Annotated in this window: 12 protein-coding genes; 5 read left to right on the top strand and 7 right to left on the bottom strand. The window is 69.4% G+C overall.

What is annotated here, in order from left to right:
• Position 1: 1 nt before the first annotated feature.
• Positions 2-364: an MmcQ/YjbR family DNA-binding protein gene (locus tag CLV67_RS48065; RefSeq protein WP_106330689.1), complete on the bottom strand. Its 363-nt coding sequence runs from the start codon at positions 362-364 to the stop codon at positions 2-4.
• Between the two features lie 29 nt (positions 365-393).
• Here CLV67_RS48065 and CLV67_RS48060 point away from each other — a divergent pair, with 29 nt between their 5' ends.
• Both CLV67_RS48060 and CLV67_RS48055 read left to right on the top strand, forming a co-directional pair.
• Entirely contained in the window at positions 394-924 is a 531-nt protein-coding gene (locus tag CLV67_RS48060; protein WP_106330734.1) for a GNAT family N-acetyltransferase, read from the top strand.
• Between the two features lie 34 nt (positions 925-958).
• Positions 959-1,501 (top strand): DUF4240 domain-containing protein, encoded by a 543-nt coding sequence (locus CLV67_RS48055; RefSeq protein ID WP_106330688.1) that lies wholly within the window; start codon positions 959-961, stop codon positions 1,499-1,501.
• Here the strand turns inward: CLV67_RS48055 and glgB are convergent.
• The 4 genes from glgB to CLV67_RS48035 are packed head-to-tail and all read right to left on the bottom strand — an operon-like array spanning position 1,498 to position 8,728.
• On the bottom strand, positions 1,498-3,660 hold the full coding sequence (glgB, locus tag CLV67_RS48050) for a 1,4-alpha-glucan branching protein GlgB (RefSeq protein WP_239166941.1): 2,163 nt from the start codon (positions 3,658-3,660) through the stop codon (positions 1,498-1,500). The two genes, CLV67_RS48055 and glgB, sit on opposite strands and share 4 nt — an antisense overlap.
• Positions 3,661-3,683: 23 nt before the next feature.
• On the bottom strand, positions 3,684-4,988 hold the full coding sequence (locus CLV67_RS48045; protein WP_106330687.1) for a maltokinase N-terminal cap-like domain-containing protein: 1,305 nt from the start codon (positions 4,986-4,988) through the stop codon (positions 3,684-3,686).
• Positions 4,985-6,742 (bottom strand): maltose alpha-D-glucosyltransferase, encoded by a 1,758-nt coding sequence (gene treS / locus CLV67_RS48040; RefSeq protein ID WP_106330686.1) that lies wholly within the window; start codon positions 6,740-6,742, stop codon positions 4,985-4,987. The genes CLV67_RS48045 and treS overlap by 4 nt, the downstream gene beginning before the upstream one ends.
• 21 nt (positions 6,743-6,763) lie before the next feature.
• Positions 6,764-8,728 (bottom strand): alpha-1,4-glucan--maltose-1-phosphate maltosyltransferase, encoded by a 1,965-nt coding sequence (locus CLV67_RS48035; RefSeq protein ID WP_106330685.1) that lies wholly within the window; start codon positions 8,726-8,728, stop codon positions 6,764-6,766.
• 404 nt (positions 8,729-9,132) lie between these two features.
• Here CLV67_RS48035 and CLV67_RS48030 point away from each other — a divergent pair, with 404 nt between their 5' ends.
• Positions 9,133-9,756: a hypothetical protein gene (locus CLV67_RS48030; RefSeq protein WP_106330684.1), complete on the top strand. Its 624-nt coding sequence runs from the start codon at positions 9,133-9,135 to the stop codon at positions 9,754-9,756.
• A gap of 313 nt (positions 9,757-10,069) precedes the next feature.
• A complete protein-coding gene (locus CLV67_RS48025; protein WP_106330683.1) occupies positions 10,070-10,378 on the top strand; it encodes a hypothetical protein in 309 nt (102 codons plus the stop codon).
• Positions 10,379-10,435: 57 nt separating this feature from the next.
• Here the strand turns inward: CLV67_RS48025 and CLV67_RS48020 are convergent, their stop codons facing one another.
• Both CLV67_RS48020 and ppgK read right to left on the bottom strand, forming a co-directional pair.
• Positions 10,436-10,900: a PPOX class F420-dependent oxidoreductase gene (locus tag CLV67_RS48020; protein ID WP_106330682.1), complete on the bottom strand. Its 465-nt coding sequence runs from the start codon at positions 10,898-10,900 to the stop codon at positions 10,436-10,438.
• Positions 10,901-10,921: 21 nt separating this feature from the next.
• The gene (ppgK, locus tag CLV67_RS48015) at positions 10,922-11,749 is read right to left on the bottom strand and encodes a polyphosphate--glucose phosphotransferase (protein WP_106330681.1); all 828 of its coding nucleotides are present in this window, start codon (positions 11,747-11,749) and stop codon (positions 10,922-10,924) included.
• Positions 11,750-11,996: 247 nt separating this feature from the next.
• Here ppgK and CLV67_RS48010 point away from each other — a divergent pair.
• The coding region (locus tag CLV67_RS48010; RefSeq protein ID WP_282958723.1) for a sigma factor at positions 11,997-12,292 on the top strand (296 nt) is incomplete at its 3' end.

The raw sequence follows: 12,292 nt of genomic DNA, 5'->3' as shown, positions 1-12,292 counted from the left end.
GTCAGTCAGCGTCGAGGCGGGCGGCCAGGGTCTTCGGGGCGACCGTACGGAAGGCGTCCTCGCACAGTTCGGCGATCTCCGACCAGTCCGGGTCGCGGTCCAGGCGGACGCCGATCCAGCCGCGGTGGCCGACGTACGGCGGCCGGAAGAACCGGTCCGGGCCGGCGGCGATCAGCTCCTCCTGCCCACCGGGCGGGGCCGCGCACCACAGATGCGGGAACTCGTGATCGTGGTGGCCGTCCGGCCAGAGCATCACGAACTGCCTCTTCCCGCGGACGAAGAACGCGGGCGACCCGTGGCTGGGCCGCTCGGTCGCCTCGGGCAGACGCAGGCAGATCTCGCGGAGCCGCTCGGTGGTGTCCATACCCGGCAACATATTCTCGGCGGGTGCTGATGGCGACCGAGCGGCTGATCCTGCGGCGTTTCCGGGCGTCGGACGCGCCCGTGCTGGCGGCCTACCGGTCCGAGGAGGACGTGGCCCGCTACCAGTCGTGGGACGCTCCGTTCCCGCTGGACAGGGCGGAGACCGCGGTGCGCAGGTTCGCGGCCGGTTCGCCGTCCGAGCCCGGCTGGTTCCAGTACGCGATCGAGCTCACCGCCGAGGCGACGCTGATCGGGGATGTGGCCGTCCGGCTGCACGACAACCTGCGCCAGGCCGAGATCGGTTTCACGCTGGCCACGGCGTACCAGAGAAGGGGCTATGCGACCGAGGCCGTGAGCGCCGTGCTGGACCGCCTGTTCCGCGTGCAGGGCCTGCACCGGGTGATGGGGGAGTGCGACGTGCGCAACACGCGGTCGGCGGCGCTGCTGGAGCGGCTGGGTTTCACCCGGGAGGGCCTGCTGCGGCAGCAGACCTTCATCAAGGGGGAGTGGACCGACGATCTGCTGTACGGCCTGCTCGCCGCCGAGTGGCCCGGGGCCTGAGAAACTGTCGTACCCCCGTGGTCGAATCTCCGGCATGGACATCGACGGTTTCTGGCGGCTGATCGAGCGCAGTGCGGCCGAGGGCGGCACCAAGGACGAGCGCGAGGAGTGGCTGACCGCGACTCTGCGCGAGCTCGGCCCCTCCGAGATCGAGGACTTCACGATCCGCCTGCAGGAGCTGCGCGACCGCATCGACCACGCCCACATGTGGACCGCCGCCGACGTGATCAAGGACGGGTGCTCCACCGACGGCTTCTGGTACTTCCAGTGCTGGCTCATCGGGCGCGGGCGGGAGGCGTTCGAGACGGTGGCCGCCGACCCGGACGCGTTGGCCGGTCTGCCGGCGGTGCGGCGCCTCGCGGCGAAGCCCCGGGGCCGGTGGAACGACGAGGAGTGGCCGGAGTGGGAGTGCCTGGCCTACGTCGCCGGCCACGCCTACACCGACGACGACGGCTCGGCGCTGTGGGAGGCCGTGGAGGCGCGTGGCGTCCGGCTCCGGTCCGACCCGTTGAAGCCGGACTGGAGCCGGGAATACCACGTCCCACGCCTGCGTGAGCTGTTCCCGGGCTCGCGCTAGCCCTGCCGGGGCTCGTATTTGAGCCAGACCGCGCCCAGCGGCGGCACCCGCAGCGACACCGACGCGTCGAAGCCGTGCCATGCCAGGTGCTCGGCCTCGACCTCGCCCATGTTGCCTACGCCCGACCCGCCGTAAAGCTCGCTGTCGGTGTTGATCACCTCGGTCCAGCGGCCGGCCCGGGGCAGGCCGATGCGGTAACCCTCGTGCGGGATCGCGGCGAAGTTGACGATGCACGCCAGGGTGTCGCCGTTCGGAGCGAACCGGACGAAGGAGAAGGTGTTGTGCTGCGAGTCCTCACTCGTGATCCACCGGAACCCGGACGGCGAGGTGTCCTGCGTCCAGATCGCCGGAGTCTCGCGGTACACCCGGTTCAGGTCGGTGACGAGGCGCTTGACGCCGCTGTGCTGCGGGTCGTCGAGCAGGTGCCAGTGCAGGCCGCCGCCCTCGTTCCACTCGAACTCGTCGCCCATCTCGGAGCCCATGAACAGCAACTGCTTGCCGGTGAACGCCCACATGAAACCGAGCAGGGCGCGGGTGTTGGCCAGTTTCTGCCACAGGTCGCCGGGCATCTTGCCGGTCAGCGAGCCCTTGCCGTGCACCACCTCGTCGTGGCTGATCGGCAGGGCGTAATTCTCGCTCCAGGCGTACACGGTGGCGAAGGTCATCTGGTGGTGGTGCCACTGCCGGTGGATCGGCTCCTTCTCCATGTAGGAGAGGGTGTCGTTCATCCAGCCCATGTTCCATTTGAAGCCGAAACCGAGACCGCCCAGGTGGGTGGGCCGGGTGACGCCGGGCCACGCGGTGGACTCCTCGGCGATCGTCATGACGCCGGGGTGGTTCTTGTAGACGGTCGCGTTCATCTCCTGCAGGAAGCTGATCGCGTCCAGGTTCTCCCGGCCGCCGTACTGGTTGGGCGTCCACTCGCCGTCCTTGCGCGAGTAGTCGAGGTACAGCATCGAGGCCACTGCGTCGACCCGCAGGCCGTCGGCGTGGAACTCCTCGCACCAGTACAGCGCATTGGCGACCAGGAAGTTGCGGACCTCCTTGCGGCCGAAGTCGAAGACGTACGTGCCCCAGTCCGGGTGCTCGCCGCGCCGCCAGTCGCCGTGTTCGTAAAGGGGTGTGCCGTCGAAACGGGCCAGCGCCCACTCGTCCTTCGGGAAGTGCGCGGGCACCCAGTCCAGGATCACGCCGATCCCGGCCTGGTGCAGCTTGTCGACCAGGTGCCGGAACTCGTCCGGGCTGCCGAACCGCGACGTCGGGGCGTAATAGCCGGTGACCTGGTAACCCCAGGAGCCGCCGAACGGGTGCTCCATGACCGGCATCAGCTCGACGTGGGTGAACCCGGTCTCGACGACGTACTCGACCAACTGCTCGGCCAGTTCGACGTAGGAGAGGCCCGGCCGCCACGAGCCCAGGTGCACCTCGTACGTGCTGATCGGCTCCTGATGCCACGACTTGCGGGAGCGTTCCTGCATCCACTGCTCGTCGTGCCACTGGTAGGACGACTGGTAGACCACCGACGCGGTGGCCGGCGGAATCTCGGTGTGCTGCGCCAGCGGGTCGGCGTGCTCGCGCCACACCCCGTCCCGGCCGAGGATCTTGAACTTGTACTTGGTGCCGATGTGCGCCGCCGGGACGTACAGCTCCCACACGCCGCTGGAGCCCAGCGACCGCATCGGCCACCCGTCGTACGGCCCCCAGCCGGCGAAGTCGCCGACCACCTGCACGCCGCGCGCACCCGGCGCCCAGACCGCGAACGCCACACCGGCGCCGCGTGGCTGCGCGCCGAGCACCTTCCACAGCTTCTCGTGCCGGCCCTCGCCGATCAGGTGCAGGTCGAGCTCGCCCAGGGTGGGCGGGTGCCGGTACGGGTCGTCGCACTGGGTGCCGTCGATGTCGAGGCGGTAGTCGAGCACGGTGCCGGGCAGCTCGGCCGCGAAGATCCCGTCCGGATGCACCTTCGTCATCGCGTACCGCTCGCCCTCGTGCAGGACGGCGACCTCGGTGGCCTCCTTGCGGAGCGTCCGCACGACGGTCCGGCCGCCGTGCGGGTGCGCACCCAGAACAGCGTGCGGGTCGTGGGTGTCCCCGGAGATGACGCTGTCCATGGCGCGTTTGTCGGCGGCGAGCCGGGAGCTGCTGGTCTGACCGATCATGGTGTTGGGGTGCCCTCCGGGATTCATCCGACTAGCCGGGCGACCGACCGCAGGGGGATCCGCAGCCAGCCCGGCCGGTGCCGGGATTCATAGGCGGCCTCGTAGACCGCCTTGTCGAGCTCGTACGCCGCGAGCAGCGCACGATGGTCACGCGGGTCGGTGCCCGCCACGTGGGTGTAGCCGTCGCAGAACGCCGCCCGGTTGCGGTCCACCCACTCGCGGGCGCGTGCCGCCAGGTGCTCGTCGTCGTCCTGGTCGACCAGCAGCTGGTACGCCGCGTACTCGTAGGAGCGCAGCACCCCGGCCACGTCGCGCAGCGGCGAGTCGGGCAGCCGCCGTTCGTCGAGCGGCTGGCCGGGCTCACCCTCGAAATCGATCAGCAGCCAGCTCTCCGGGGTGCGCAGCACCTGCCCGAGGTGCAGGTCGCCGTGGATGCGCTGCACCTCGACCTGCTCGCCGGTGAGCGAGCGGAACCGGTCGGTGATCGCCGGGACGTACTGCTGCAGCTCCGGGACGGCGTTCGTGGCGGTGCGCAGCCGGGCCAGCACCGCGTCGACCGGGAACGGCGCCGGTCCGGTGCCCAGCTGCTCGGCCAGGGTCAGGTGGACCGACGCGACCGCCTCGCCGAGCCGGTACGACTCGCCCTGGAAGTCGCCGCCGACCTCGTCCGCGGCGAAGGCGGCGTCGGCGAACAGGTCACGTGCCGACGCCGTCGCCATGGCCCAGCCCTCGGCCGAGTTGACCGCGTACTGGGTGACCATGCCGAGCGAGCAGTTGTCCTCGGCCTGGAACGAGCCGTACAACCGGGCCACGTGCGGGTTGCCGGCCCGGCCGAGAACCCGGTTCAGTTCGATGTCCGGGTTGATCCCGCAGGTGACCCGCCGGAACACCTTGAGAATGGCGTCCTGGTCGAAGATCACGCTGGTGTTGCTCTGCTCCGCGTCGAACACCCGCGGCCAGGCCTCCAGCGGCAGCGTGATGCCGGGCTCCTTCTCGAAGACGATGTCACCGGCCAGTTCGGACCGGTCGACCAGAGACAGCAGGTGCCGTGCGGCCGCCGGGTCGTAGAGGGCGTCGTAACCGACCCGTCCGTCGTCGGCGGTGCCGATGGTGGCCACCGTGCTGTACTCGGGGATCGGCCCGTCACCCCAGCCGACCAGGACCTGGTACCGCTCGGAGCTGCCGTCGGTGTACTCGACGTCGACGAGGACGAGTTCCAGGTCGTCGCCGAGACCGGTGGCGGACGCCTCCTTGACCGACGAGAGCACCCGGCTGCGTCCGGCGTACCAGCGTTGTTTCGGTAACCACTCGGCGAAAGGCAGCGTCATTGCTTCTCCTCCGACCCGCACAACTGGAACCAGTAGAACCCGTGCCCCGGAAGCGTCAGCAGGTAGGGCAGCTGCCCGATCCGGGGGAAGTTGACGTGCCCGGTCAGCTCCACGGGGGTGTAACCGTTCCAGTGCTGCAGGTTCAGCTCGATCGGTTGCGGGAAGCGTGACAGGTTGTTGACGCAGAGCACCACGTCGTCGCCGAGCTCGCGCAGATAGGCGAGAACCGACGGGTTGGAGCCGCCCAGCTCGCGGAACGTGCCGACGGCGAACGCCTCGTGTCTGCGCCGGACGGCCAGCATGGTGCGCGTCCAGTTCAACAGGGAGGTGGCGCTGTCGCGCTGCGCCTCCACATTGACCGCCTGATACCCGTACACCGGGTCCTGGTTGACCGGAAGGTAGAGGCGGCCCGGTGTGGCGGTGGAGAAACCGGCGTTACGGTCCGGCGTCCACTGCATCGGGGTGCGCACGCCGTCGCGGTCACCGAGCCAGATGTTGTCGCCCATACCGATCTCGTCGCCGTAGTACAGCACCGGCGACCCGGGCAGCGACAGCAGCATGGCGGTGAACAGCTCGATCTGGTTCCGGTCGTTCTCCAGCAGCGGCGCGAGCCGGCGACGGATGCCGACGTTCGCCTTCATCCGCGGGTCCTTGGCGTACTCCGAATACATGTAGTCGCGTTCTTCGTCGGTCACCATCTCGAGCGTCAGCTCGTCATGGTTACGCAGGAAGATGCCCCACTGGGTGTTCTCCGGGATGGCCGGTGTCTGCGCCAGGATCTCCGAGATCGGGAAACGCGATTCCCGGCGTACGGCCATGAAGATCCGTGGCATCAGCGGGAAGTGGAACGCCATGTGGCACTCGTCGCCACCACTGCGGGCGTCGCCGAAGTACTCCACCACGTCGGCCGGCCACTGGTTCGCCTCGGCCAGCAGCACGCGGCCCGGGAACTCGTCGTCGATCACCTTGCGGCAGTGCTTGAGGAACGCGTGGGTCTGCGGCAGGTTCTCGCAGTTGGTGCCCTCCTCCTCGAAGAGGTACGGCACCGCGTCCAGCCGGAACCCGTCGATGCCGAGGTCCAGCCAGAACCGCAGCACGTCCAGCATGGCCTCCTGCACCTTCGGGTTCTCGTAGTTGAGATCCGGCTGGTGCGAGAAGAACCGGTGCCAGTAGAACTGCCGCCGCACCGGGTCGAACGTCCAGTTCGACTCCTCGGTGTCGACGAAGATGATCCGCGCGTCCTGGTACTTCTCGCTGGTGTCGTTCCAGACGTAGAAGTCGCCGTACGGCCCCTCCGGGTCGTGCCGGGACGCCTGGAACCACGGGTGCGAGTCCGACGTGTGGTTCATGACCAGGTCGGTGATGACACGGATGCCGCGCTTGTGCGCCGCGTCCAGCAGGGCCACGAAGTCCTCGACCGTGCCGAACTCCGGCAGCACCTTGTAGAAGTCGCGGATGTCGTAGCCGCCGTCGCGCAGCGGCGAATCGTAGAACGGCGGCAGCCACAGACAGTCCACACCGAGCCACTGCAGATAATCGAGCCGTTCGATGAGCCCGCGCAGGTCACCGCCGCCGTCCGAGCCCGAGTCGTAGAACGCCCGGACCAGCACCTCGTAGAACACGGCCCGCTGGAACCAGGTCCGGTCCGCCGGAAGCGCCCGGGCGTGCCCGAAGTCGTCGGAGGTCGGGTGCTCGACCACCCCGCCCTCGTTGTGACTCCCCTCGGCCGGGTCGTGCTCGCTCGACAGCTCCATCAGGTTGCTCCCCCTACCCTGCTACCTCGCCTTGATGACGAAAACGTGCGCCGGCTCGACGAACGGGTCGATCCGGACCGCGTTGTGCTGACCCCACTCGTATGTCGCCCCGCTGATCTGGTCGACGACCGTGAAGCGCTCGTGCCAGTCGAAACCGAGTGCCGGCAGGTCCAGGGCGGTGTTGCCCCACTGCACGTTGGCCGAGTCGAACGAGCAGATGACCAGAACCGTGTTGCCGGTGTCGGGATCCCGTTTGGAGAAGCAGAGCAGCGCGCCGTTGTCGATCTCGTGGAACCGCAGGTTGCGCAGCCAGTGCAGCGCCGGGTTCTCGTCACGGATGCGGTTGAGCTTCGTGAGGTAGGGCGCGAGCGACCGGCCGGCACGCTCGGCGCCCGCCCAGTCACGTGGCTTCAGCTCGAACTTCTCGTTGTCGATGTACTCCTCGGCACCCGGCCTCGGCACGTGCTCGAACAACTCGTACCCCGAATAGATCCCCCAGGACGGGGTCAGCATCGACGCCAGCACCGCCCGGATCTTGAACATCGGCGGGCCGCCGTTCTGCAGCGCCTCGTGCAGGATGTCCGGCGTGTTCGGCCAGAAGTTCGGCCTCATCCAGTCGATCGAGGTGAGTAGCTCCTGCATGTACTGACGCATCTCGGGGGCGGAGTTGCGCCAGGTGAAATAGGTGTACGACTGCGTGAACCCGATCTTGCCGAGTCCGTTCATCATGGCCGGCCGGGTGAACGCCTCGGCCAGGAACAGCACGTCCGGATCGGTCTCCTTGACCTTGGCGATCAGCCACTGCCAGAAGTTGATCGCCTTGGTGTGCGGGTTGTCGACGCGGAAGATCTTGACGCCGTTGTTCACCCAGTGCATCACCACGCGGTAGACCTCGTCGCGCAGCGTGCGGTAGTCGTTGTCCCAGTTGATCGGGTAGATGTCCTGGTACTTCTTGGGCGGGTTCTCGGCGTACGCGATCGTGCCGTCCGCCTTGGTCGTGAAGAACTGCGGGAACTGCTTGACCCACGGGTGGTCCGGCGCGGCCTGCAGCGCCAGGTCGAGCGCCACCTCCATGCCCAGTTCCTCGGTCTGCCGGACGAACTCGCGGAAGTCCTCCAGGGTGCCCAGCTGCGGGTGGATCGCGTCGTGGCCGCCCTCGTCCGAGCCGATCGCCCACGGCGAGCCGACGTCCACCGGGCGCGGCGTCAGCGTGTTGTTACGGCCCTTGCGATTGACCTTGCCGATCGGGTGGATCGGCGGCAGATAGACCACGTTGAAGCCCATCGCCGCGATCGCCGGAAGCCGCTTCGCCGCGGTCGCGAAGGTGCCGTGCTTGATCGGCGTCGCGTCCGGGCCGATCTCGGCGCCCTCCGAGCGTGGGAAGAACTCGTACCACGCCGAGTAGAGCGCCCGCTTGCGGTCCACCCAGATCGCGAACGACCGGGTCGTGGTGACCAGCTGCCGGACCGGGTTGTGCCAGAGCAGCTCCTCCAGATCCAGAGCCGGCGTCACCCGGCCGAACAGCGACTTCTGCGAGTCACGCAGCGCCGCGGCCGCCTCCCGGACCGACTCCTCGTGCTCCGCCGGCACGATCTTGGTGGCCAGGTCGAGCACGTCCGCGCCCTCGGCCAGATCGTTCGCCAGATCCTCGGCACCCTGTCCGGCGCCGATCTTCTTCACCACGGCGTCGCGCCACGTCCGGTACGGATCGTCGAACGCCTCCACCGTGAACGTCCACCGGCCGACCCCGTCGGGCCGGATCGCGGCATGCCACTGGTCGAGGCCCGGCTCACCGGGCGTCATCCGCGTGAAGGGCTGGGTCTCGCCGTCCGGCGAACGCCATACCACGTTCACACCGAGTGCGTGATGACCTTCGCGATAGGACACCGCCGAGACGGGAACCAATTCGCCGACCACCGCCTTCGCGGGGTAGCGGCCACCGGAAACGGCCGGTGTCACGTCTTCGATGGGGAAGCGACCGGTCATGATCTCCACCGTAGTCAGAGGGGCGCGGGAGGGTTTGGCGACCGGGAAAACCACCGCCGTCGTCTCTATGACTTCTCCGGAGTGGAGTTTTTGAAACGGCCGATCGCCGCTGCGTCCCAACCTACCGGAGGCGGGTGCCGGTGGCGCATCCAGACGCGGCCGCGCGCCGCCGGAAAACACGACAATTTCACCTGCTCGCAACAGGCGTTCATCTTTCCGCGGCCGGATCGTGGTCCCATCGGGGCCACCTCGTGCCCGCCGGTCGTCCCGCCTCCCCGGTGGCACGGGAGTGCGACGGTTGCGGTGCGTTGCCATCGAGGAACCCTGCTCAAGACGGCCCCCGAACCACCGAGCTATATCCCTGACGCGAGCCGCCCCGGCAAGCGCACGAAGGGAGCTCGAACGTGGCCGGACCGTCCACCGCACTGTCCCCGGTGATCGCCGCCAGCACCCACTGGCTGGCCCGCGCCTACCCGGGCGGCGAATCCAACACGGTGGCCCACACGCTCGCCGAACTCCAGGCCCGGCAGGCCGTCACGGTCGCCGCCTGGTTGCGCTATCCCACCGAGATCGACGCCGCGCTCGTCGCCATCGCCGGTCCCGGCGGCTCCGCCGTCCTCGACTGGAAGGCCGGCAGCGAGCCCGACGACGAGTTCGCCGAGGGCGAGGGCTGGCGCACCTGGGTCGACGAGGTCGTCGTCAGCTGGGCCGCCTGCCTCCTGGCCGACCCCCTGCTGGCCCGTCGCGGTGTCGACGCCGTCATCGCCGCCATGCCCATCCCCGACCAGCGGCCCCGTCCGCACGCCCGCCGTGCCTCGGACACCCGGCCCAACGAGTTCCGCCGCCTGCTCACGCCGGACGCCCGTGACCGCGAGGCCTCCGCGTTGCTGCGGCACCCCGACCTGCTGGAGCCCATCGCCGTCATACACCGCGACACGCTCCGCTACCTGCTGGACGCCGAGGTGGTGTCCGATGGCCTCGCTGGGCCTGACGGCCTCGCTTCGCTCGGCGGGGATCGCGCCCTTTGAGCCGGTGTCGCGGGCGCCGCAATCGGCTACGGCTCCGCACAGCCGATTGGGGAGCCCTCGACACCGACGGGCACGATCCGTGGTGATGATGCCCGTATAGCTCTTTTTGCTACTTATCTACTTCCCCTCCCGAGGGCCTGCGCGCGTACGCGCTCGCCCGCCGGAACGGGAGGGTCCTGAGGCCGCAAGGCCGGCACCGCCCAGTCCTCCTGGGTGCCGGCCTTGCGGCCTCCTTCGCGCTCCGGCCGGTTTGCTCCACGAAAGAAGGTCGGAAGCGGTGCAGCAATGCGCGGCCTGGCGGCAGTGGTGAACCGTGTCCGCGCGTCCCGCCCCGGAGGCCTGGATCCGGCTGGTGACGGCCCGTCTCGCCACCGACGGCAGGCGGCGGATGCGGGGCTGGTGGGCGGCGCTGCGTCGCAGCGGCCCGCCGGAACCGGCGCGTCCGCCTCGCCGGCCCCGTCCACGGTGCCGCCGTCATCGGCGCGTTCGCCTCGCCGGCCCCGTCCACGGTGCCGCCGTCATCGGCGCGTTCGCCTCGCCGGCCCCGTCCACGGTGCCGCCGTCATCGGCGCCGCCCTCACCGGCGTCGGCGTCGCTCCGCCTGACCGGCCGGCGCTCCTGAGCCAGGTGTGGTCTCGTCCACGAGTCCCGGCCGGTCCGCACGGACCGGCCGGGATGCTCAGTCGGCCAGGCGGGCCGGGAAGCCGCCGGTCGCGATCGGGCCCCAGGACTCGATGGTCACCCGGATCAGGCATTTTCCCTGGTCGCGCATCGCCTGGCGGTACTCGTGCCAGTCCGGGTGCTCGCCGGAGATGGACCGGAAGTAGTCGACCAGCGGTTCGACGGCGTCGGGCAGGTCGATGACCTCGGCGACCCCGTCCACCTGCACCCACGGGCCGTTCCACGCCTCGGAGAGGACGCACAGGGTCACCCGGGGGTCGCGGCGGATGTTCGCCACCTTCGCCCGCTCGGGGTAACTCGAGATGACGATGCGCCCTTCGGTGTCGACGCCGCAGGCGTTCGGCGAGGATTGCGGGCGGCCGTCCTTACGCGTCGTCATCAGGATCGCGTGGTGCCGCGGCCGCAGGAACTCGACCAGATCCTCACGGGTGACCTTGGTGTTGGTGGCGATGGTCCGCGCCATGTCGATCTCCTCTCGGGTGTCTCAGGAGGCCTGGCGCTCGCTCAGCGGGATCGCGCCGTTCGGCTCGGTGGCGTCCACCGGGAAGGCGCCGGGAGCCTGACCGCCCGGTCCGGCCGCGGCCTGACCGGCCGCGATCGCGGCGCCGATGATGCCGGCGTTGTTGAGCAGCGTGGCCGGGACGATCGGGGTGCGGATGTCGAGAAGCGGGAAGAACTTCTCCGACTTCTTGCTGACTCCGCCGCCGACGATGAACAGGCGAGGGGAGAGCAGCATCTCGACGTGGCGCAGGTAGCGCTCGACCCGGGTCGCCCACTGCTCCCAGGACAGGTCCTCGGACTCGCGGACGCGGTCGGAGGCGAGCAGCTCCGCGTCGGCGCCGTCGATCTCGAGGTGGCCCAGCTCGGTGTTGGGCAGGAGCGTGCCGTCGAGGAACAGGGCACTGCCGATGCCGGTGCCGAACGTCAGCATCATGATCAGACCGGCCTGGTCGCGACCGGCGCCGAACGCGACCTCGGCGACCCCGGCCGCGTCGGCGTCGTTGAGGACCGTCACCGGCTTGCCGAGCCGCTCGGTGAACAGCCGGGCCGCGGGCGCGTCGAGCCACGACTTGTCGACGTTGGCCGCGCTGCGGGTCACGCCGTCGACGACGACGCCCGGGAACGTGACGCCGATGGTGTCGAAACCGTCGAACTGTGCCGCCACCTCGGCGACCGCCTCCACCACGCTGTCCACGTCGGCGGGCTGGGGGGTGGGCACGCGGAACCGCTCGGCGAGGAGCTCGCCGTGGTGCCGGTCGACCGGGGCGCCCTTCACGCCGGAGCCGCCGATGTCGATGCCGAGGATGCTCATCCCGCCGTCCGTTCTTCAGGGGTCGTTCGCTGATGCTGTGTACCACGTGCGCTCGACATTAAATCCCGCGTCTCCGGGTAACCGGTGGGCGGTCACCATAGGCTGAATTCACTCCGTGATTTAGGCGTTCACGCAATGTCACTCATACTTTCAGCTAGTCGGCGCTAGGCTTCTCGGCTAGCGTTGCACTTCAGAACGGTCGCCGCGTGCGGGCACGGCTCTCTGCCCGTCTGATGGAGGACCACGAATGACCATGCTGAAATCACCGCCCGTCGTAACGTCACAGGCCGCGCCGCCGCCCGCGGTGATCACACCGCGGCCCGCCGGGACCTCGCGCCACGCCGCGCACGTCGTGCCCGCGGCCAGCGCATCCGAACTGCTCGTCGCGATGGCCGCCGCCCCGCCCGGACGGCAGCACTCCCGGCTGCGGGACCGGGCGATCGAGGCGTGGCTGCCTCTCGCCCGCCACCTCGCCCACCGCTACTCCGGCCGCGGCGAACCCACCGACGACCTCGTCCAGACCGCCACCGTCGGCCTCATCAA

It is taken from the genome of Actinoplanes italicus, from assembly GCF_003001815.1.
Classification (GTDB): Bacteria; Actinomycetota; Actinomycetes; order Mycobacteriales; family Micromonosporaceae; genus Actinoplanes; species Actinoplanes italicus.
This window is presented reverse-complemented; position numbering and strand designations above follow the sequence as displayed.